The organism is Crocosphaera sp. UHCC 0190 (assembly GCF_034932065.1).
Lineage (GTDB): Bacteria > Cyanobacteriota > Cyanobacteriia > Cyanobacteriales > Microcystaceae > UHCC-0190.
The window spans coordinates 1-20,457 of sequence record NZ_JAYGHP010000019.1 but is presented as its reverse complement, the minus strand read 5'-3'; the positions used below and the strand labels follow the sequence as shown (position 1 = coordinate 20,457).

The window sequence follows — 20,457 nt, the reverse complement described above, 5'->3', positions numbered from 1 at the left end:
AAAAGTAGAGTTATTAAAGCCAACAAAACCCAGTAGAGACGTTGCCTGCAACGTCTCTACGTTAATTTATTCTGAAAAAGATAATAGAAAACGGCGGTTTAAGGGTTGAATTGGGCGAGCATTTAGGGGAAAAATTTGCCTAAATTGATTAATTTGTTGGGAGGAAATCTCCAGGGGATTTTGAAACACTATCCACTGAACAACTTCTGAACAGGGAGGGGTGGTTAAAGAGCCAAAATAACGATAACTCGTGGCATCATCCGGTAACAGTTGAGGTAGAGAAATATTAACTCCCTTGATTAATTTCTCCTCACTTTTATGAGAGGGCATAGCTTCCCAAATTGATTTAAGGGTCGCATTTTCTTCACCTTCTTGCAGAAATACCCCTAAAACAGCAAGAGAGCCTTCTTGATTTTTGTGAACAAAATGTACTTCCATGGGGTATGCTTTTCCCGTCATCTTATGCTCACTGGGATGATGAAAATGAAATTGCAAGAGGTCAAATTTTTTGCCATCAATAATAATATAATTGCCGGGATTACTATTGACTTGAATGGTATGGCTATTATTGATTATTTTTAGGGGAATGTCCTGATAAACAATCTCGATAGGTTGTAATTCAGACGAAACGGGTGATTGCAAATCAATGGGAGATTGTTGATTTCCAACACTACACACTTGATAGTCCGCCGAAAGTTCGCCCCAACTTTCAGGATCATCATAACTCCAATCTGTATGATTTTCTCCGGCGACAGCAGCTATTAAGGAAGGAAAATTAAGGCTAAATACTGCCCCGGCTAAACCTAGCGGAATTGCTTTTACGAAAGTGCGCCGCTTCATGGATTAGCTCCTATTTTTTTATGAGAAAACTCTTACATTTCATAATAACATAATCATTTGATATAGCAAATAGATGACCAAGCTATTGTTATCAATCTTTGATATTTACCCTAATAATCTGCTAATTCTGATGTCAACCAAGTTTAGGAATTAATTCTCAGTAATTTCTCACCAAAATTTAATGTTTGAGTGATTGAATAATATTACAATAGTTACGTAACAACCCCTTAATGCTTAAATAATATTGGATATGACATTGTTCATCTTCTCCGACAGAAAATTTTGTTGATTCAATTTCCTAAAATTGAGAATAGTCAGTTATTATGAAAGGTAATAAAATTGCTTTCAATCAGAGTGAAAAATTGAAAAATCGGTTTTCTTGGGTGATATTTTTTTACCGATATACAGCAACATTTATATTCCTGGGAATCTGGATATTTTTGGCTATTATTGCTCTTGCTTGGTTATTTGGTGAATCCCATATTGTTCAGTTATTTAATCAGTTAAATTATTGGCAAGAACACCCGCATATTTGGTTACAAGTTCCTGATTTTGATCATTCATTTTATTTGTATTTTCCAACTATCTTATTATGGATTATTCTACAAATTATTATGCAAATATCTCCTTATCCAAAACCTTGGTCAAGGGGAATTATTGTTACAATTTTATTAGTGTTAATTCTCCGCTATTTTGCTTGGCGATCGCTTTCTACTCTTAACCTTAGTAATCCTGTGGATGGTATCTTTAGCATAGGATTATTTTTACTAGAATTTTTAGCCCTTTTTGGGGGATTTATTCAATTGGTATTTATGTTTACGAGTAAAGAACGTAAAGAAGAAGCCAATGATTACAGTCAGGCAGTTATCAATCAGGAATATTGTCCTTCAGTTGATGTATTTATCCCTACTTATAATGAGCCTATTTTTATTTTAAAGCGGACGATTATTGGTTGTCAAGCCCTAAGTTATGCCCAGAAAAAAGTTTATGTTTTAGATGACACAAACCGACCGGAAATTGAAGAGTTAGCGAAACAATTAGGGTGTTATTATATCACCAGACTAGATAATTTCTATGCAAAAGCAGGTAACTTAAATCATGCTTTAACCCAAACTAATGGAGAATTAATTGCTATTTTTGATGCTGATTTTGTACCAACCACTAATTTTCTCACAAGAACAATTGGTTTTTTTCAGAATGTGAAAACTGCCTTACTTCAAACCCCCCAAAATTTTTATAATCCTGATCCAATTGCTAGAAATTTAGGGTTAGCTTCTGTTTTAAATCCTGAAGAAGAAGTATTTTATCGTCAAATTCAGTTAATGAGAGATGGAACTAATTCTGTTCTTTGTGCAGGAACTTCTTTTGTTGTTAGACGCAGTAGTTTAGAAGAAGTTGGGGGATTTATTACTGAATCTATTAGTGAAGATTATTTTACTGGAATACGCCTTTTAGCAAACAAATATGATGTTTTATATCTCAATGAAAAGTTAAGTGCTGGTTTAGCAGCAGAAAGTATTTCATCCCATATTTCTCAAAGATTAAGATGGGGTAGAGGAACCTTACAAGCATTTTTTATTAAAGAAAATCCCCTGATTATTCCTAATTTAACTTTTGTCCAAAGATTAGTTAATTTTGAAGGATTATTATTTTGGTTTAGTCCTCTATCTCGTTGTTTCTTTTTAATTTGTCCTTTTCTTTATTCTGTATTTAATATCTCATTTATACAAGTCACTTCTGATGAGTTTATTTATATGTTTTTGCCTTATTATACTGTCAATTTTACGGTATTATATTGGTTAAGTTTAAAAGCGCGTTCAGTATTATTTTCAGATGTTTATAACTTAACCCACTGTTTCCCAACGGTAATTAATACAATTAAAGTGATGTTTCATCCCTTTGATAATAAGTTTTCTGTAACTCCAAAAGGGGTTTCTCGAAAGCTTTATGTTTATCAATGGAAATTAGCAGTTCCCGTAATTATTTTTTTAATAATGAACTTAGTCAGTTTAGGAATGAGTTTACAGAAAACAATTATATCAACTGCTGGAATTAATCCAGGTTTTTATTGGAGTTTGTATAATGTTATTACTATTGGGGTTGCTTTATTGGCTTTTTATGAGAAACCTCAATCAAGTTTGTTTCAAAGTTTTCCTCTATCTAAACCAGTTAAACTTATTAACAAAAATTCTATTTTAGAAGGAAAAACTAAAGCAATATCAGAAGAAGGAGCAACTTTAGTATTAAATAGTAATTGTAATTTACCGGAGCAATTTTTCTTAGAGATCGAAGGATTAAAACTTCCTAGCGAAATGATTGAGAAAAAGATAACCCATCATCAAACTGAGATCAAAATTTATTTCTTAGACTTAACTTTAGAACAACAAAAAAAACTGATATACCTATTATATTGTACTCCCAATCGTTGGCAATTCCAAGAATATAAAAAAGCCCCAGGTGAATTTGCATCTCTTGTATTAATGCTGAAATTACTTCTCAGATATAAACCCTTAACCTCGATCTTTAAACGTCTAATTTAAACCTCAATTTTCCATAACTTAAGATAAGCATCACCAAACATTAGTTTTGCTTTCACCTTAGTTTCTTTTTCTAATGTGAGTTTAAATTCATCTGTTGGACTCAGTAAAAATATTGTTTGAAAACCCTTAGGAAATTTATATTGTTTCTCTTGTGATAGTAACTGAAACTTAACCTCTGGGTTTAGTAAATAACTTAATGCCATAATATTACCAGGATGATAACCTTGATCATTACTAATGACTAAAGGAGAGTCTATTTTATTAATAATCTGAGCAACTTGGGGTAAACTATAACTAATTACCTTTGTCCAAGCAGTGTCTTTTTGTGAATTTATCCAACAGGAAATAATTCCTAAAGAAAGAATTATGATCGTAATCATAGACCACACTTTAGTGATTTTATTGGTTGAATGAGTTAATTTTATTCCTAATAAATAAGCAACAGAAAGATTAATTCCTAGGTAAAAAGGAATGAGATAACGAGGAGAGAGGGATCTGACTCCTCCCCATAATAAATCTGGCCCTAGTAAAAAAAATATTTGAATAAAAACTAAAGAAAAGACAAATAACCAAGATTTTAATGCTGATTTTTTATACAAAAAATAAAGAGAATAACTAACTAAAAGCAAACATAATATAATAATAAAATAAGTAAGCAAGGTGTCAATTTCCCATCCCAGATCAAAGAAAAGACGACTAAGATTTAATCCCCAAGTCTTTAATAATTCTTCCGGTGGCAATGTAACAGCAATCATCCAATTATTTGCTCGTTTATACTGTTCATAGTTTTGAATTAAGACTATCATCCAAGGAGCAAATAAAATACAAGATATTACTAATGATATTCCATAGAAAATAGTGACTTTATTAAAAGCATTTTTTTCTATCAAAAGAGTATATATTGCTTGAGCAATAATCACGAATATACTAAAAAGAGATGTGTATAAACTGAGGGTGGTTAAAATCAAATAAACACCCCAACTTAAGTAACATCGTTCTTGAGGGATATTGGCATCTTTAGTTAACCTTATACTTCGTAATAATGAAGCAGTAGACAAAGCAATTAAAACCGTGAATAAAGCATATTCTCTCGCTTCTTGAGCATAAAAAACATACAAAGGCGAAACAGCAACCAAAGCTAGACATAAACTGCTAATTATTGGTTGCTTAAAAAGTTCCCAACATAACCAATAAATAGCAGGAAAAATCCATAAACTAACTAAAACAGAAAAACTTCTGATTACTGTTATAGAATCACCCCAAAATTGTCGCCAATATCTCACTAAAATATAGTACAATGGAGGATGATGGGGATCATCAAAGACTAAAGTATTAATGGTATCAGCTAAGCTTTTTTTGTCATTAATTTTTAAGTGATATTGTAAAGAATCTTGAGTGATTACTTCTCCATTAAATAGGGAAGGATGCCATTCCTTAGCAGTAAATCCAGTAATGTGTAAACTGGTATGAATTTCGTCGTGCCAATAAACTTTTTTATCTAAATTAACAACTCGAAAGAAAATTCCTAACATCAGGATAATTAAAATGAGGAAATAGTAAGAATATAAGAGATTTTTCGATTTCATAAGTATTAATAATTGGTATTTCTGTGCATATTCACAAATTTAGTTAATTCTGCTTGGAACAATAGCTTAATTGTTCCCGTTGGCCCATTACGATGTTTAGTGACAATAATTTCTGCAACCCCTCGATCAACAGTATCAGGGTTATAATATTCATCTCGATATAACATCATAATTAAATCAGCATCTTGTTCAATTGAACCACTTTCTCGTAAATCTGACATCATTGGACGTTTATTATTCCTCGATTCAACAGCCCGACTTAACTGAGATAAAGCAATAACAGGGGCCTTAACTTCACGGGCCAACCCTTTAAGAGAACGGGTAATTTTTGATAATTCTTGAACACGGTTATCACCTCCACCTTCCATTAATTGTAAATAATCAATTAAAACTAAGCCAAACTCTCCTTTCTTTTCTGCCAGTAAACGGCGAACCTGGGAACGAATTTGCATCACCGTAATATTAGCAGCATCATCAATATAAATGGGTAAATTGGATAAAGTTCCCATGGCAATACTGATTTTTTCATAATCATTTTGTGCCAATCTTCCTGATCGTAAACGGTTACTTTCTATACCAGCTTCTGAGGCTAATAAACGCATAGAAAGCTGCTCTTTCGACATTTCTAAACTAAAAATTGCCACAGGTAAATTATGCTTTTTAGCAATATTAGCTGCAACTCCTAACCCGAAAGCCGTCTTTCCCATCGAAGGCCGACCAGCAATAATAATTAAATCCGATCTTTGTAGTCCTCCTGTGATACCATCTAACTCATAAAATTCCGTTTCAATGCCAGGAAGTGCCGTTTGATCTTGGAGTTTTTCTAACTCATTAAAAGTTTTAATAATGGTGTCAGAAATCGGAATTAACCCCTCTTGGGGTCGCTTTTGTGTCAAGCTAAAAATTTTCTTTTCAGACTCATCTAAAACTACATCTAATTCTCGCGTTGTCTCAAATCCTAAATCTACAATTTCATGACCCGCAGCAATTAATTGACGACGCAAATATTTCTCCATCACTAACACCGCATAGCGATCAATATTTACTGCCGAAACCGTGCGATCAACCAACTGCATTAACTTATCAATTCCTCCAACTTGTTGCAATAAATAATGATCCTCAAGGTTACTTTTAACCGTCATGACATCGGTTGGTTGTCCTTGACTATAAAGCTTTAATGCTGCCTGATAAATCTCTTGATGAGCTTTCACATAAAAAGCATTAGTATTGATTAAATCTACCACCCGTCCCATGGCTTCTGGATCGACTAAAATACCACCGAGAATTGACTCCTCAGCTTCAATATTTTGGGGAGGAAGGGTTTGATTAATGACCATAGACAACCATAAAAACTTTTTCAATAGCTATGTACTATAGCATTACCCTTTCTGTATAGCAAAATAAATTTTGGTTAAAAAGGAAGGAAAAAAATAAAAATAATCTAAAATTAACAATTCCCTGTCCTCCCTTAAAAAACTGTACTACAATAAAAAGTTACAACAATAAATCTGAGAGGTACGCCTATCGAGACCATCTACGGCAATCTGCAAGGGTTAAAACCGAGTCAGATTAAGCAATTGAAACGACTCTATCATCAAAAGTTGGTAGGCGATCGCTTTACCACCCCAGAATTCGCCCAACGACTGGCCGCCGTCAGTTCAGATATGGGTCAACCTGTCTGTGCTTATGTTAACCGTCGTGGCCAAGTGATTCGCGTCGGTGTAGGAACCCCACGACAAACCCAAATACCCCCCTTAGAATTGCCCCGTTACGGTGCAGAAAGACTGTGCGGCATTCGTTGTCTTGCCACCAAACTGAAAGCAGAACCTCCCAACGAGTCTAGCTTAACAGCCATGGTCTTACAACGACTTGATGCTTTGGTCATGCTTCCCGTGACAGGAGAAGGGAAAATGCGACAGGGTGGGGGGGCCACAGGCTATGTAAAAGAAGCCTACATTGCCCATTTATTGCCCGCCTCAGACCTCAACCCCAACCAGGAATACTATTGGACGGTTTCTCCGGCCATGACCCTAGAAACTCTAACAGAACAGGATTTCTGGGGGTTAGTGGAAGGGTTAGAAGCGGAATTTCGGCGAGAATACACGGCCCAACAGGTTGAAGGAGATCACGAAAGAGTGATGATCGTCGGCCTGCAAACCGAAAAAATGAGCGATCACGCCTTTGAGGAAACCGTAGCAGAAGTCGCACGACTTGTAGACACCGCCGGGGGAGAAGTGATGGAAACCCTGCGCCAAAAAAGGGATAAACCCCATCCTCAAACCGTTGTGGGAACGGGAAAAGTCCAAGAAATTGCCCTGCGTGTCCAAACCTTGGGGGCTAATTTAGTGGTCTTTGATCGGGATCTTTCTCCGGCCCAAGTCCGCAACCTAGAATCTCAATTAGGGGTTCGGGTGGTCGATCGCACCGAGGTCATTTTAGACATTTTTGCTCAACGGGCCCAATCCCGGGCCGGTAAATTACAGGTAGAATTAGCCCAATTAGAGTATATGTTGCCTCGACTGGTGGGGCGCGGTCAAGCCATGTCTCGGTTAGGAGGTGGTATCGGGACAAGAGGCCCAGGGGAAACGAAATTAGAAACGGAACGTCGTGCGATTCAACGGCGTATTTCCCGTCTCCAGCAAGAAGTTAACCAACTTCAGGCCCACCGTTCCCGTCTCCGTCAACAGCGTCAGCAACGGGAAATTCCTAGCGTGGCCATTGTGGGTTATACCAATGCGGGAAAGTCCACTCTAATCAATGCTTTAACCAATGCGGAAGTTTACACCGCCGATCAATTATTTGCTACCCTTGACCCCACTACCCGTCGTCTTTCGGGGATGGATAGTACCACAGGGCAACCCTATACTATCCTGTTAACGGATACAGTGGGATTTATTCATGAATTGCCCCCCTCCCTAGTCGATGCGTTTCGCGCTACCTTGGAGGAAGTGACAGAAGCAGATGCCCTGTTGCACGTGGTTGACTTATCTCATCCTGCCTGGCAACATCATATTCAATCGGTCATGAAAATTTTAAAAGAGATGCCCTTAGTGCCTGGGCCCATTCTCTTGGCGTTTAATAAAATTGATACAGCCGAGAGTGACACCCTGAGACTGGCCCAAGAAGAGTATCCTCTAGGGGTTTTTATTTCTGCTAGTCAACGGTTGGGGTTAGAAACCTTAAGGGAAAAACTGGGTCAATTAGTGAACTATGCGGCGGTTAATTAATCGGCTTACCTTCGGGATTTTATCCTTCTTTTAACAGAAATATCGGCAGAAGTTCCTACCGAAAAATACTATCAAAAACTAATATTTTAGGTAGGAATTAGGCTTGTTTCCCATCGCTTTTAATGAGAACCCCGATAAATACGTTGAGCTTGTTCTGGGGGAAAATGTTCATATCCTGGAAGAGAAGATCCCTTATTACCATTGCCATTATTAACAGGTTTTACCCCATTACCATTACTCTTAGGTTGAGGAGTTGTCGGAACTTTAGAATCTGACGAAGATCCCACCGGACAACTGGGATGAAAATTGTACTCTGGTTCGGGGTTAATGATACGACTTTGGGGGGGAATAAAATCATGAGATATCACATCATACTCAAACACTTCCCCTGTTTCAATGCGATAAATCCAACCATGTAAGCTTAAATTACCCTGATGCAAACGGGAACGAATAACAGGATAGGTTTGTAAATTTTCCAGTTGCGTCAAAACATTTTCGGCGACGGTAACTTCTAAGAGTTCTTCCCCTTCTAAATTGCTGTAATTATCTTTAATAACTTGTCGAGTCGCTTCTGCGTGCTTTAACCAATTATGAACTAGAGGCATTTTTTCTTCCAGACTACTCAATTTAAGTAACCCTTTCATGGCACCACAATGGGAATGACCACAAACAATCACTTGGTCAATGTTTAAAGCAGAAACCGCATATTCGATTGCTGCTCCTTCCCCACCATTAGCCGCCCCAAAGGGAGGAATAATATTACCCGCATTACGAATGACAAAGAGTTCACCAACTTGCGCTTGGGTAATTAAATTGGGATCAATACGGGAGTCGGAACAAGTAATGAAAAGAATGCGGGGATGTTGTCCGTGAGATAATTCTTCAAACAGTTCACGATGAGAACTAAAATAACCTGTTTGGAACTCTTTTAGTCCCTCAATTAGCTTTTTCATGAAGAAAGTAGATATTTTTACTTATTTAGCTTTAACCTTTAATCTATTTCTGATTATCCTGTAAATTGGCTCTTTTGTATAGTGTGATCTGAGTTTAAGTTATCTACAAAAATATTTAAGTGGGGTAAAGGTTAAAGGCAAAGAAATTAATTCATTGCCTATTCCAAAATTGACTAACCATTAACTATGGCTAATTGAGAGGTTAAAAAACGGCTCATCCATCCTTCTAAATAGACACGATTTTCTTTTTGTTGTTGGAGATCATTGGTATTCCAAGGGTGAGGGGCTAACCCTTTAATGGCGGCGGTGGTAACACAAAACATTGATTTTTGGAAGCTTTGACAAATCTGAACTAATAAGTCATCTTCTTGACGAAAACTTTGGCGATAAATATCATGGAGATAGTCAGGTAAATAATGACGCATATCCTGCATTAATAGGGTTGGGGGAATGCCCGCACCACCAACAGGTAAGGGATCTGCATATAAAGCACCGAAAGTAAAAATAGCTTGTTCCGAGGGTATTTGATAGGCTTGAGCATTATAAGAAATGGTGCCTGGAAAGGGAGTTCCTCGGAAAAAGATGGCTTCTACATAGGGAACTGCCGTATCCATTAAAAAAGTTAATTCTGCTGATTTTGGTAAGACATCATAGACTTTATCTCGGATTTTTACTTGATAAGTAATGGGTTTACTGGCATCTTTAACTAACCCATCTAAAATATGTTGAACTACATCAGGAATTGATTTAATTTCTCCTCGATCATAGCGATCAGATAAGGATAAGAACATATCAGCCATGACTCGCCAAAATTGACCCAAACCACTATAATAAGACATCATTCTCATGTGTTCAGGCAAAAATTCAGGAAAGGCTTTATTCAGTCCTAACATTAAAAAGTTGTTCTTAAATTTAGCTTGAATTACTTTTTCAATCCCTTGTTTAAAGTCGGGGGTATCTAAGTAAGCATCTAACCCCCCTCCACCATGCCACATCATCGCTTTCATACAGTATTCTGCATATTCAAAGTTAATGCGATCATGGTTCCAATGATGCCATAATTTATTGAAAGAAAACTCCCCATTAAAATATTTAAAAAAAGGAAATAACACTAAAAATTGATGATCAGCAATATAAATAAGATTGCGGGAATAAGCATCTAATATCACCCCATAACTCTTAAGAATACCCACCACTTCAATCACATTTCGTGGAGAGTCTTTGAGTAAAGCTTCTCCCCTTTCCAGACGATAGATATACTCAGCAAGGGGGTGACGGGAGGGTTCTACTTGTATACTAACCATAATCTACTTATCTCTTATTCAGTTCTTCTGTCTAGTCTTCCTATTATTTCATCATTATTGCATTTTAGGAAATGATTTTGATCTGACGTTTAACTTATTTAGCTTCCATCCAATTTTTACCCTGATGAATTTCTACTAATAAAGGAACAGTTAAATTCACCACATTTTCCATAGTTATTTTAATTTTATTGTGCAATTCTTCCCATTCTTGAGGCGGTATCTCAAACACTAATTCATCATGAACTTGTAACAATAATTTAGCTTGATAATTGGCTAAAATTTTCTGTATTTTAACCATGGCAATTTTAATAATATCAGCACTTGAGCCTTGAATGGGAGCATTAGCAGCAGCCCTTAATAATTGAGCATCTGTATAATTCAAATTTAACTGATCTAAATTAATGGTTTTAGGATCATGGCCACGAAACTGATATAAACTATTTGTACTAAATTTAAAATAACGCCTTCTGCCTAAAATTGTTGTCACATATCCCTTGGCGATCGCTTCTTTTTTCATAGTTTCTAAATACTCAAATACCTGGGCATACCGTTGACGATATTTATTAATAAATTCTTTGCCTTCTGCCACAGTTACCCCCGCTTCTCTAGCAAATCTTTGGGAACCCATACCGTAAATTACCCCAAAGTTAATCGTTTTACCTAAATTCCGTTCTGCTGGTGTAATATTATCTTTTTCAAATAATAGTTTTGCTGTTACACTATGAACATCTTCACGATTTTTATAAGCTTCTAATAAAACGGGTTCTTGACTTAAATGGGCTAAAATTCTTAATTCAATTTGAGAATAATCTGCTGAAACTAATAACCAGCCTTCTTGGGGAAGAAATGCTTGTCTAATTTTACGGGAAAATTCGGTTCTGATCGGAATATTTTGTAAATTAGGATTAGATGATGAGAGTCTTCCTGTTGCTGTTACAGACTGATTAAAATTCGTGTGTATACGCTTGGTTTTGCCATCAACTAATTCAGGTAAAGCATCGACATAGGTTGATTTTAATTTAGATGAAGTTCGATAGTTTAAAATATAATCAATAATCGGATGATCTCCTTGTAATTTTTCTAATGTCCCATGATCCGTAGAGTATCCTGTTTTGGTTTTGCGAGATTTTTTGCGGTTTAATTCTAATTTTTCAAAGAGAATTTCTCCTAATTGTTTTGGCGATCCTAAATTAAAAGTTTCTCCGGCTTCTTGATATGCTTGCTGCTCAATAATGTTTAAATCTTCTTCTAACTGTTGAGATAATTTCCCTAAGTATTCTGTGTCAATTATAATCCCTTGATCTTCCATGGCAGCTAACACAGATTCTAGGGGTTGTTCTACTTCTAATAATAGTTTTTTAAGCTCAGGAATTTGGACTAATTTTGCCTTTAAAGGTTCCACCAATAACCAAGTAGCATAAGCATCTATACCACAATAATCCGCAACCGTTACAATATCAAGATCAGCAATGGTTTGATTTTTAGCAATACCTAATTCATCATAATTTTGAGAGGTGATATTAGGTAAATATTGTTGACATAAATCACTCAGTTTATGACTGCCTTCAGGTTCGAGAACATAACTAGCTAACATAGTATCAAAAACTACCCCATCCAGTTTAATTCCCTGATGGTATAAAATGAGACGATCAAATTTTGTATTCTGAAAAACCTTGGGATATTTATTACTTTCTAAAATAGGTCTTAATTTATCTAAAACTTGTTCTTTCTTGAGTTGTTCTCCCTGTTTATGTCCCATGGGAATATAAGCAATATCTGTGGGTTGATTTCCCCAACAACAACCGATTCCTACCAAGTCGGCTTGTCTAGGGTTTAAATCGGTTGTTTCTGTATCCCAAGCCACCGGAAAATCATAATTAGTCTGTCGAAGAAGAATTTCAATAAACTCATCTAACTGGGATAGTTTCGTGATAATTATAGGATTAATTAGAGATTTTTTATGTATTTTTTCAACAACTATCCCTGTCTTTTCTTCAGAAGATACTGAGTCAAAAATTGAAAGTTGTTTCTGTTCATTATCAGCCCCTGATTCCTGGGGTAATTCTAATTGTATTTCTCCCCCAAATTGCTGTTGTAATTGATTAATTTGTTTTAAAAACTTTTTTAATTCTAGTTTTTCAAGTACCGATTTTAATAATTCAAGATTAACCCCTTTAAGTTGACCATCTTTTAGGGTAAAATCCAAGGGAGTATTGACTATTATTTCAGCCAAATAACGGGAATGTTCAGCAGCTTTTACCCCTTCTTTTAACTTCTTCTGGTTAGCACCTTTAATTTGCTCAATATTTTGATAAATCCCCTCAAGACTGCCATATTCATTTAATAACTTAACTGCCGTTTTTTCCCCAATCCCTCGCACTCCAGGAATATTATCTGATTTATCACCACATAAGGCTTTATAATCAACAACTTGAGTTGGTTTAACTCCTAATTTTTCTGCAACTGCTGCCTCATTAAATAGGGTGTACCCTTCTCCCGAAGAACTTTTAATGGCATTTCTTTCTAAATAAAGAACATTAATATTATGCTGATCATCTACTAACTGAAAGAGATCCCGATCACCACTGACAATAACCACCCGATAACCCGACTCACTGGCTTTTTTAGCTAGGGTGCCTAAAACATCATCCGCTTCATATCCAGGTGCAGTCACTATGGTTAAATTTAACGCTTCTAATAAGTCTTGTAAATTTTCTACGTCAGGGATAAAATCCTCTGGCGTTTCCTGTCGATCCGCCTTATAATTAACATCAGCTTCATGACGAAATGTAGGCTCTTTGAGATCAAAAGCAATCGCCAGATATTGGGGTTTTTGTGACTCAATCACTTGGATTAAGGAATTGAGAAACCCAAAGCAAACACTGGTAGGAATGCCTGTCGAAGTCCGCAAAGGCCCCGTTCTCGCCTTAGCAAAAGCATAATAGGCACGAAAAGCCAAAGAATGACCATCAATGAGCAGAAAAAGCGGTAAGGTGGGTTGAGGTTGCATTATCAAAATGGGTGACAATTTCTTAAGGGATCAGATTCGATGCTGACAAATATATCCGTATCTATGTACTATAACACAAGTGTGGTGTTGGTAAAATTTTTTCTTAATCTTTCATCTTTGTGCAATTTTTCAGAAAAATTGTCTGTGAGATGTTAATTATTTTGAAGAGATGGGTAATCTAAGAATTAGCTAGATATTATCTTGTTTGAAGCCATTGTCTTTATGACATTCAATTATCCTTCCTTAAGTAAAATAAGTTTTATTTAGCTTGGGGAGGATGAAGGGACTTAAACTTTTGTTGTGATTGTCCCCCATGATTTTTCAAAAGAAAGAGTGAGACTTAATCTAAGTTCATTGTGAGGATTCAATTCCTTGAGGGTCTTAAATATCTTAGCAAACTTTTACCACTTTTAGACATTCTCATTCTCAACTGGCAGCACCCATGAAAACGATTAACCGAAAAGTTTGTTTATTAGGGCATTTTAATTCAGGAAAAACCAGTCTAGTCATTCAATTTCTTGACAAGAGATTCAAAAATCATTATACGGCTGATGTAGGGGTAAAAATTTTTGAAACTTTCCAGCAATGCAATGAAGATACAAACCTCAATTTATGTATTTGGGACATTGCTGGTTCAGTAGATGACTATTTTCCTAACCCAGTTTATTTAGAAGGAACCCAGGGAGTCATTATTGTGACAGATATTAGTCAACCCGATGGTTTAGATCACGTCAAAAATTATTTACATTGGCTTGATACTGTGACTGATATTACCCTAAAAATTACCATTGCTTTGAACAAATGTGACCTAATTGACACCGCTAACTTATCCCTTGATTATTTCCAGAGTAATTCCTCGGTTATTAAAACTTATGAAACTTCAGCCAAGACAGGAAAGAATGTTAATATAATTTTTCAAACTCTATTTGACCAACTATAATAAATCATTAGCGTTGTAGTCAATACCATGATAAAAAAGTTAATTCATCCTCAATATAGAGAGTACCTTAAAATTGGACAAAACTGGTTAATCAAGGACGTTTCAAAAGGAGTTGATAAGTTTTCTAACTCTCCTAATCCCCTGAAATGTGGTCAAGATATTCGGGATGTTTTTCCAGAAATCAGGGGACTAGAAAGCATCTTATTCGATATTTTTGATGGTAAAAGAATTAGTTATGAACTCAATAATCTTTGTCGTCATTCTGGTCAAGAATCTCTCCCTTACTTTAATCTTTATTTTTTGCTCGATCAAAATAGTGACCATCAGTTATTAGTTTTGGTAGAAGATGCCAGAGAATCCATCAAAAACTTGCAAAAAATGACACAACTAACGAAAGAGACCTTACTTTCTGTACAAGAAAAAGACAAGTTTCTTGGCATGATTACTCAACAGATTTGGCGTTCTTTGAAACTCGAAGATATTTTGCAACTCAATCTTACACAAATTCGGCAAAAATTAGATTGTTCTCGCGTCCTCATTTATCAAGTTCATAATTTTCAAAAAAATTGGTATGGAAGAATTATTGCTGAAGCTGTTGCCCCAGGATGCAAAGAATTGTTAGATCAGGAAATTTACAATCCGACTCTTTATCAAAATTGGGGAAAACTATACCGTGATCGAGAAGTGTTTCAAATTGAAGATATCAGCCGTCACGGGTTAGAATCTGCTGTGATTAAAACCTTTCAAGATAATCAAATCTACTCTCAATTAGTGATCCCAATTTGGATTAGTGATGCTGAAGCAGAAACCTCCTTTGAAATGAACCTGTGGGGACTCCTAATTATTCATCATCATACCCCACGTTATTGGTATAAAAAAGAGATTCAACTGGTCAAAAACTTATCAGAATACCTGACTATCTCTATCCAACTTGAAAGACTGGCTATCATTGATTATCTCACTCATTTACCTAATCGTCGGGCTTTTAATAGTCAATTACAACAAGAATGGGAACGACTTGCTCGTGAGAAACAACCCCTAGCTTTAATTTTGTGTGACGTTGATTATTTTTCTCGTTTTAATAAAGCCTATGGACACCTCAGTGGCGATCATTGTTTAAGAGAAATTGCCGCCATTTTAGCCAAAAATATTAAACGATCATCGGATACGGCTGCCCGTTATGGAGGTGAAGAATTTGCCATAATTTTACCCAATACAAAAATTGATGGGGCTTACCAACTTGCTGAAACAATTCGCCAAGAAATCAACGCCCTCAAAATCCCTCATCAAGAATCCCCTAAACAATTTATTAGCCTGAGTTTAGGGGTAGCCAGTTACATTCCTGAACCCAGCTTAACGATGGAAAACTTAATTCAAGCGGCGGATAATGCCTTGTTAGCGGCAAAAAAAGCGGGACGAGACTGCACTATTCAACAATAATTTAACCTTTCCCTAACCATTTTTCTAAGATTTTATTCACAATTTTACCCTCATCGTTCATAATCCTTAAAAGAGTATTGGCTGAGAACTACCGAAAACATGAATTTAGTGGATCGCATTCGTTTAGGGTTAGCTGTCGGTGTTACGAAAACAGTAACAGCAGTCGTTCGTTTCCTGGGCTTAGGGGCAGCGAGTGTCTTACCGGGGGAAATTTCCCGTCGTTTTCATCCGAGACTCTTATCTCTGCTGTGTGAGCAAGTGAAACAGGGGGTTATTCTCGTCGTGGGAACCAATGGCAAGACGACCACCTCCTTATTATTACGAACGATTTTAGAAAATCAGGGCTATAAAGTAGCCCATAATGATACAGGAGCTAACTTAATTAATGGCTTAGTGACTGCTCTATTAAATAATACGAATTTGATAGGAACACTTCAGGCAGATTATGCCATTTTAGAGGTGGATGAAAATATTGTCCCTCTGATTTTAAATGATTGCCAGCCTCGGATTATTTTGGCGTTAAATTTATTTCGAGATCAATTAGATCGTTATGGGGAAGTGGACACCATTAGTCAACGCTGGCAAACAGCGATCGCTCCCCTGGCTTCTGATACTGTTATTATTCTTAATGCCGATGATCCAACTCTTTCTTATCTAGGACAACAATTAAGCCAAAAAGTCCGTTATTTTGGTCTGAGTGAACCTGATTTATATTTAGAAGAAATTCCCCATGCCGTAGACTCTATCTACTGTCCAAGCTGTGGCCATCCCTTAAATTATCAAGGGGTTTATTTATCCCATTTAGGGGACTTTACTTGTCCTAGTTGTGGCTTTAGTAAGAGTCAAATCGCCTTTCATAGCAAGGATTGGCCGCAAATTTTAATTGGAGTTTATAATAAGTATAATACCTTAGCTGCGGGCTTAGTCGCTCAGGAATTAGGCATTAACACCCCTGATATTTTTGCAACCGTTAATAACTTTAAAGCTGCCTTTGGACGGGCAGAAGAATTAACGATTGAAGGAAAGCAGGTACGGATTTTACTCTCAAAAAATCCCGTCGGTATGAATGAAACAATTAGGGCCGTTAATGAGATTAAAAAAACAGGCAAATCCTCGACAACTTTGTTAGTATTAAATGATAGAACCCCTGACGGGACTGATGTTTCTTGGATCTGGGATGTGGATACAGAAACTTTGGTAAGTTTAGGAGGAAATTTGGTGGTTAGCGGCGATCGCCTTTATGATTTGGCGTTGCGACTACAATACAGCCAAGAGACTCAACCCCAAGCAGCAGATCCGGTTAAACTGATTGTGAAAGAAAATTTACAAGAAGCGGTACAAACCGCCTTAAGTTTAAGTGCCGCAGATGAAACCTTACACATTATTCCTACCTATTCCGCGATGTTAGAAGTCAGAGGAATTTTAACGGGTCGAAAAATCCTATAATCTAATGATAATTTTTTCTTTAACTCTTGGGGAAAAAACCCCATAATCTGTGGAAAAAGTACCTCTGTTGTGGAGAAAACCCATCTTCAGTCAGAGGGGAATAAAAGGTTGTGTAACCTTAACAGCAGACAAAAGTCGTTAGCTATGTTACCATCTGGGATAGATTCATCAAAATTCCTCGATCACCTATGGGCAAGGTTCTGGTGTTGAATGCCTCCTATGAACCGCTCAATATCACCAGTTGGCGAAGGGCGGTTGTCTTATTAATCAAAGGCAAAGCTGAACAGCTTGAACATAATGGACAGTTTATCTATACTGATTTTCCTCTACCTTCAGTCATTCGACTGCGTCAATATGTTCGTGTCCCTTACAAAGAAATTCCTTTAACTCGACGCAATATTCTGGAACGAGACCGCCACACTTGTCAATATTGTCACTATCGAGGAGAACAATTAACCCTAGACCATGTGATTCCTCGCTCACGAGGTGGGGGGGATACTTGGGAAAACCTAGTCACAGCTTGTGTGCGTTGTAATGTCAAAAAAGGCAACCGCACTCCCAAGGAAGCGCAAATGAACCTGCACCATATGCCCCGTCGTCCTTATAGTAGCCTACATTTTGAACTGGTCAAGCATACTAGAGGAAATCTGAATCACGAATGGCGTAAATACGTCATTGGCATTTAAAGTTAAGGAATTTAGATAGGTTCTCCCTGAACTTCTGCTATTTGAAAACCCATCTCACATTCATAGAGGGAAACTTGCTCACGTTCCCTTTGATCCAAGGAGTGGCCACAGCCTAGGTGTCCTTGATACCAGCGCGGTTGTCCTTGATGGTTGGACAGCAAACAACCTGGACAAACTTGCTGTACTGACAAAATATTCTCATGGGTTAAGACAACTAACATATTCAACCTCTCACTGATCCCCAATGGCATCAGATCTATTGTAAAGGGTATGATCCAGTATTGTCGTCTAATTTTTTAAATTGCTACATAGCTTAATCTACTTTAATCGACAAGACTCAGAAAACTTTTTTCAAGTTAATCTCAATTTTTTTGGCCATAACAGACAATCTTATGATATGATGATTAATCGTGGGTTAAAAAGCTCATTGAGCCAATTACCAGACGGGGGCGTGGCGGAATGGTAGACGCTGCGGACTTAAATAAATTGAGCCTTGATAGAGAAATCTAGCAAGTGTAAGCTCTCAAACTCAGGGAAACCTAAGTCTAGTCAATAGATAGGGCAATCCTGAGCCAAGCCTAAACCGTAAGATTTAGGAAGGTGCAGAGACTCGACGGGAGCTACCCTAACAGATAAAGCTGAGGGTAAAGAGAGAGTCCAATTCTCAAAGCTGAGATCAAGCAGTAGCGAAAGCTGCAAGAGAATGAAAATCCGTTGACCTTAAAAGTCGTGAGAGTTCAAGTCTCTCCGCCCCCATACTCTAAATAAAACCTATCGCTCATTTGCTTTGGAGCTTTTTGCAATGGTCTGAAAGCTTTCCAATACCCCTCAGAGATTTTGCCTGATTTCTAGAGCAAGGACATGGGGACAACGAAGGTTATCGACTTTTTTAGTCATAAAAAAGAACCCCTACTAAACAGTAGGAGTTCTTAAAATTTTTGTGCTAAATCTTAGTCAAGATCAGGCATAGCGAGTACGGGTTCAGTCTCACGATCAATCCCTTTCTCAAATCCAGCAGCGGCCGCCCGCGCACGTCCAGCGTGCCATAAGTGACCAATGAGGAAGAAGAAACCGAGGGTAAAGTGAGAAGTTGCTAACCAGGCACGGGGAGAAACGTAGTTAAAAGAGTTAACGTCAGTGATAACGCCACCCACAGAGTTTAAAGAACCCAAAGGAGCATGGGTCATATATTCAGCCGCGCGGCGAATTTGCCAGGGCTGAACGTCGTTTCTTAACTTGTCTAAATCTAAACCGTTAGGGCCACGTAAAGGCTCTAACCAAGGGCCACGGAAGTCCCAGAAGCGCATGGTTTCACCACCGAAGATAATTTCACCAGTGGGAGAGCGCATTAAGTATTTACCTAAACCAGTGGGGCCTTGAGCAGAGCCAATATTTGCCCCCATGCGTTGGTCACGCACCAAGAAGGTAAATGCTTGAGACTGAGAAGCTTCCATACCAGTGGGGCCGTAGAACTCACTGGGGTAAGCCGTGTTATTAAACCAAACAAATACAGCCGCAATAAAGCCCATCATGGACAACGCGCCTAAACTGTAGGAAAGATAAGCTTCTCCAGACCAGATGAAAGCACGACGGGCCCAAGCAAAAGGCTTGGTTAAGATGTGCCAGATACCGCCAAAAATGCAGATTAGACCGATCCAAATATGGCCACCAATGATGTCTTCCATGTTGTTGACACTAATGATCCAACCTTCTCCACCGAAGGGAGCTTTGACCAGATAGCCAAAGATCACAGCCGGGTTAAGGGTAGGATTAGTGATCACACGCACATCTCCGCCACCAGGGGCCCAGGTGTCATAAACACCGCCAAAGAACATGGCTTTAAACACCAAGAGCAGCGCACCACATCCTAAAAGAATGAGGTGATAACCGATGATGTTGGTCATTTGGTTTTTGTCTTTCCAGTCATAACCAAAGAAGCTGGAATATTCTTCTAACACTTCAGGGCCACGAAGAGCGTGGTAGATACCACCAAAACCGAGAACCGCAGAAGAAATGAGGTGTAAAACTCCAACCACAAAGAAGGGGAAGGTATCAATGACTTCACCCGCAGGGCCCACACCCCAACCCAGGGTAGCAATGTGGGGTAGGAGAATTAAGCCCTGTTCATACATGGGCTTTTCGGGGATCAAGTGGGCTGTTTCAAATAGGGTCATAGCCCCAGCCCAAAAAACGATTAAACCAGCATGGGCAACGTGGGCCCCTAGAAGTTTACCGGAAAGGTTGATCAGACGCGCATTGCCTGACCACCAAGCAAATCCAGTAGATTCTAGGTCACGGCCGCTGGTAGAAGGCAGATTAGAGAGCGTTACCACGGGGGAGTACCTCCTCAGGGAATACAAAGTTCTGGTGGGGTTGGTCTTGGGGAGCCATCCAAGCTCTTAGACCTTCGTTTAATAAGATATTCTTGGTGTAGAATGTCTCAAATTCGGGATCTTCTGCTGCCCGTAATTCTTGGGAAACAAAG

General features: G+C 37.8%; 14 protein-coding genes and 1 pseudogene. 6 read left to right on the top strand and 9 right to left on the bottom strand.

Annotated elements, in window-relative coordinates:
- Window positions 1-66: 66 nt before the first annotated feature.
- Entirely contained in the window at window positions 67-840 is a 774-nt protein-coding gene (locus tag VB715_RS19680) for a carbonic anhydrase family protein (protein ID WP_323302899.1), read from the bottom strand.
- A 323-nt stretch (window positions 841-1,163) separates the two neighbouring features.
- On the opposite strand from VB715_RS19680, the gene VB715_RS19675 reads away from it, so the two are divergent.
- Window positions 1,164-3,380, top strand: coding sequence for a glycosyltransferase (locus VB715_RS19675; protein ID WP_323302898.1), 2,217 nt, complete (start codon window positions 1,164-1,166; stop codon window positions 3,378-3,380).
- Here VB715_RS19675 and VB715_RS19670 read toward each other — a convergent pair.
- Both VB715_RS19670 and dnaB read right to left on the bottom strand, forming a co-directional pair.
- Window positions 3,377-4,966 (bottom strand): glycosyltransferase family 39 protein, encoded by a 1,590-nt coding sequence (locus tag VB715_RS19670; RefSeq protein WP_323302897.1) that lies wholly within the window; start codon window positions 4,964-4,966, stop codon window positions 3,377-3,379. The two genes, VB715_RS19675 and VB715_RS19670, sit on opposite strands and share 4 nt — an antisense overlap.
- A gap of 5 nt (window positions 4,967-4,971) precedes the next feature.
- Window positions 4,972-6,303 carry a replicative DNA helicase gene (gene dnaB, locus VB715_RS19665; protein WP_323302896.1) on the bottom strand — a complete coding sequence of 444 codons (1,332 nt, stop codon included), beginning with the start codon at window positions 6,301-6,303 and terminating at the stop codon, window positions 4,972-4,974.
- Between the two features lie 171 nt (window positions 6,304-6,474).
- Between dnaB and hflX the strand changes: the two genes are divergently transcribed.
- On the top strand, window positions 6,475-8,193 hold the full coding sequence (gene hflX, locus VB715_RS19660) for a GTPase HflX (RefSeq protein ID WP_323302935.1): 1,719 nt from the start codon (window positions 6,475-6,477) through the stop codon (window positions 8,191-8,193).
- Between the two features lie 119 nt (window positions 8,194-8,312).
- Here the strand turns inward: hflX and VB715_RS19655 are convergent, their stop codons facing one another.
- The 3 genes from VB715_RS19655 to polA all read right to left on the bottom strand — a co-directional run bounded on the left by VB715_RS19655 (window position 8,313) and on the right by polA (window position 13,460).
- Window positions 8,313-9,146, bottom strand: coding sequence for a carbonic anhydrase (locus tag VB715_RS19655; RefSeq protein ID WP_323302895.1), 834 nt, complete (start codon window positions 9,144-9,146; stop codon window positions 8,313-8,315).
- A 173-nt stretch (window positions 9,147-9,319) separates the two neighbouring features.
- Window positions 9,320-10,450, bottom strand: coding sequence for a CO2 hydration protein (locus VB715_RS19650; protein ID WP_323302894.1), 1,131 nt, complete (start codon window positions 10,448-10,450; stop codon window positions 9,320-9,322).
- 94 nt (window positions 10,451-10,544) lie between these two features.
- Window positions 10,545-13,460 carry a DNA polymerase I gene (gene polA / locus VB715_RS19645; protein ID WP_323302893.1) on the bottom strand — a complete coding sequence of 972 codons (2,916 nt, stop codon included), beginning with the start codon at window positions 13,458-13,460 and terminating at the stop codon, window positions 10,545-10,547.
- Window positions 13,461-13,902: 442 nt separating this feature from the next.
- Between polA and VB715_RS19640 the strand changes: the two genes are divergently transcribed.
- The 4 genes from VB715_RS19640 (at window position 13,903) to VB715_RS19625 (ending at window position 17,972) form a co-directional block, all read left to right on the top strand.
- Entirely contained in the window at window positions 13,903-14,400 is a 498-nt protein-coding gene (locus tag VB715_RS19640; protein WP_323302892.1) for a Rab family GTPase, read from the top strand.
- A 27-nt stretch (window positions 14,401-14,427) separates the two neighbouring features.
- A complete protein-coding gene (locus VB715_RS19635) occupies window positions 14,428-15,840 on the top strand; it encodes a sensor domain-containing diguanylate cyclase (protein ID WP_323302891.1) in 1,413 nt (470 codons plus the stop codon).
- Between the two features lie 99 nt (window positions 15,841-15,939).
- Window positions 15,940-17,286, top strand: coding sequence for a Mur ligase family protein (locus VB715_RS19630; protein ID WP_323302890.1), 1,347 nt, complete (start codon window positions 15,940-15,942; stop codon window positions 17,284-17,286).
- Between the two features lie 188 nt (window positions 17,287-17,474).
- The gene (locus tag VB715_RS19625; protein ID WP_323302889.1) at window positions 17,475-17,972 is read left to right on the top strand and encodes an HNH endonuclease; all 498 of its coding nucleotides are present in this window, start codon (window positions 17,475-17,477) and stop codon (window positions 17,970-17,972) included.
- A gap of 11 nt (window positions 17,973-17,983) precedes the next feature.
- Here the strand turns inward: VB715_RS19625 and VB715_RS19620 are convergent, their stop codons facing one another.
- The 3 genes and pseudogenes from VB715_RS19620 to VB715_RS19610 all read right to left on the bottom strand — a co-directional run.
- Window positions 17,984-18,193: a hypothetical protein gene (locus tag VB715_RS19620; RefSeq protein ID WP_323302888.1), complete on the bottom strand. Its 210-nt coding sequence runs from the start codon at window positions 18,191-18,193 to the stop codon at window positions 17,984-17,986.
- Between the two features lie 729 nt (window positions 18,194-18,922).
- On the bottom strand, window positions 18,923-20,305 hold the full coding sequence (psbC, locus tag VB715_RS19615) for a photosystem II reaction center protein CP43 (protein ID WP_323302887.1): 1,383 nt from the start codon (window positions 20,303-20,305) through the stop codon (window positions 18,923-18,925).
- A pseudogene (locus tag VB715_RS19610) lies at window positions 20,289-20,457 on the bottom strand (photosystem II D2 protein (photosystem q(a) protein)); the annotation flags it as partial. The pseudogene VB715_RS19610 and the gene psbC, both read right to left, overlap by 17 nt.

Excerpts from the sequence above, each read along its gene's own strand:
- polA (WP_323302893.1), bottom strand. The coding sequence starts at position 13,460 with ATGCAACCTCAACCCACCTTACCGCTTTTTCTGCTCATTGATGGTCAT.
- VB715_RS19630 (WP_323302890.1), top strand. The coding sequence starts at position 15,940 with ATGAATTTAGTGGATCGCATTCGTTTAGGGTTAGCTGTCGGTGTTACG.
- VB715_RS19625 (WP_323302889.1), top strand. The coding sequence starts at position 17,475 with ATGGGCAAGGTTCTGGTGTTGAATGCCTCCTATGAACCGCTCAATATC.
- VB715_RS19635 (WP_323302891.1), top strand. The coding sequence starts at position 14,428 with ATGATAAAAAAGTTAATTCATCCTCAATATAGAGAGTACCTTAAAATT.
- VB715_RS19675 (WP_323302898.1), top strand. The coding sequence starts at position 1,164 with ATGAAAGGTAATAAAATTGCTTTCAATCAGAGTGAAAAATTGAAAAAT.
- VB715_RS19670 (WP_323302897.1), bottom strand. The coding sequence starts at position 4,966 with ATGAAATCGAAAAATCTCTTATATTCTTACTATTTCCTCATTTTAATT.
- VB715_RS19640 (WP_323302892.1), top strand. The coding sequence starts at position 13,903 with ATGAAAACGATTAACCGAAAAGTTTGTTTATTAGGGCATTTTAATTCA.
- VB715_RS19650 (WP_323302894.1), bottom strand. The coding sequence starts at position 10,450 with ATGGTTAGTATACAAGTAGAACCCTCCCGTCACCCCCTTGCTGAGTAT.
- VB715_RS19655 (WP_323302895.1), bottom strand. The coding sequence starts at position 9,146 with ATGAAAAAGCTAATTGAGGGACTAAAAGAGTTCCAAACAGGTTATTTT.
- VB715_RS19620 (WP_323302888.1), bottom strand. The coding sequence starts at position 18,193 with ATGTTAGTTGTCTTAACCCATGAGAATATTTTGTCAGTACAGCAAGTT.
- VB715_RS19680 (WP_323302899.1), bottom strand. The coding sequence starts at position 840 with ATGAAGCGGCGCACTTTCGTAAAAGCAATTCCGCTAGGTTTAGCCGGG.
- dnaB (WP_323302896.1), bottom strand. The coding sequence starts at position 6,303 with ATGGTCATTAATCAAACCCTTCCTCCCCAAAATATTGAAGCTGAGGAG.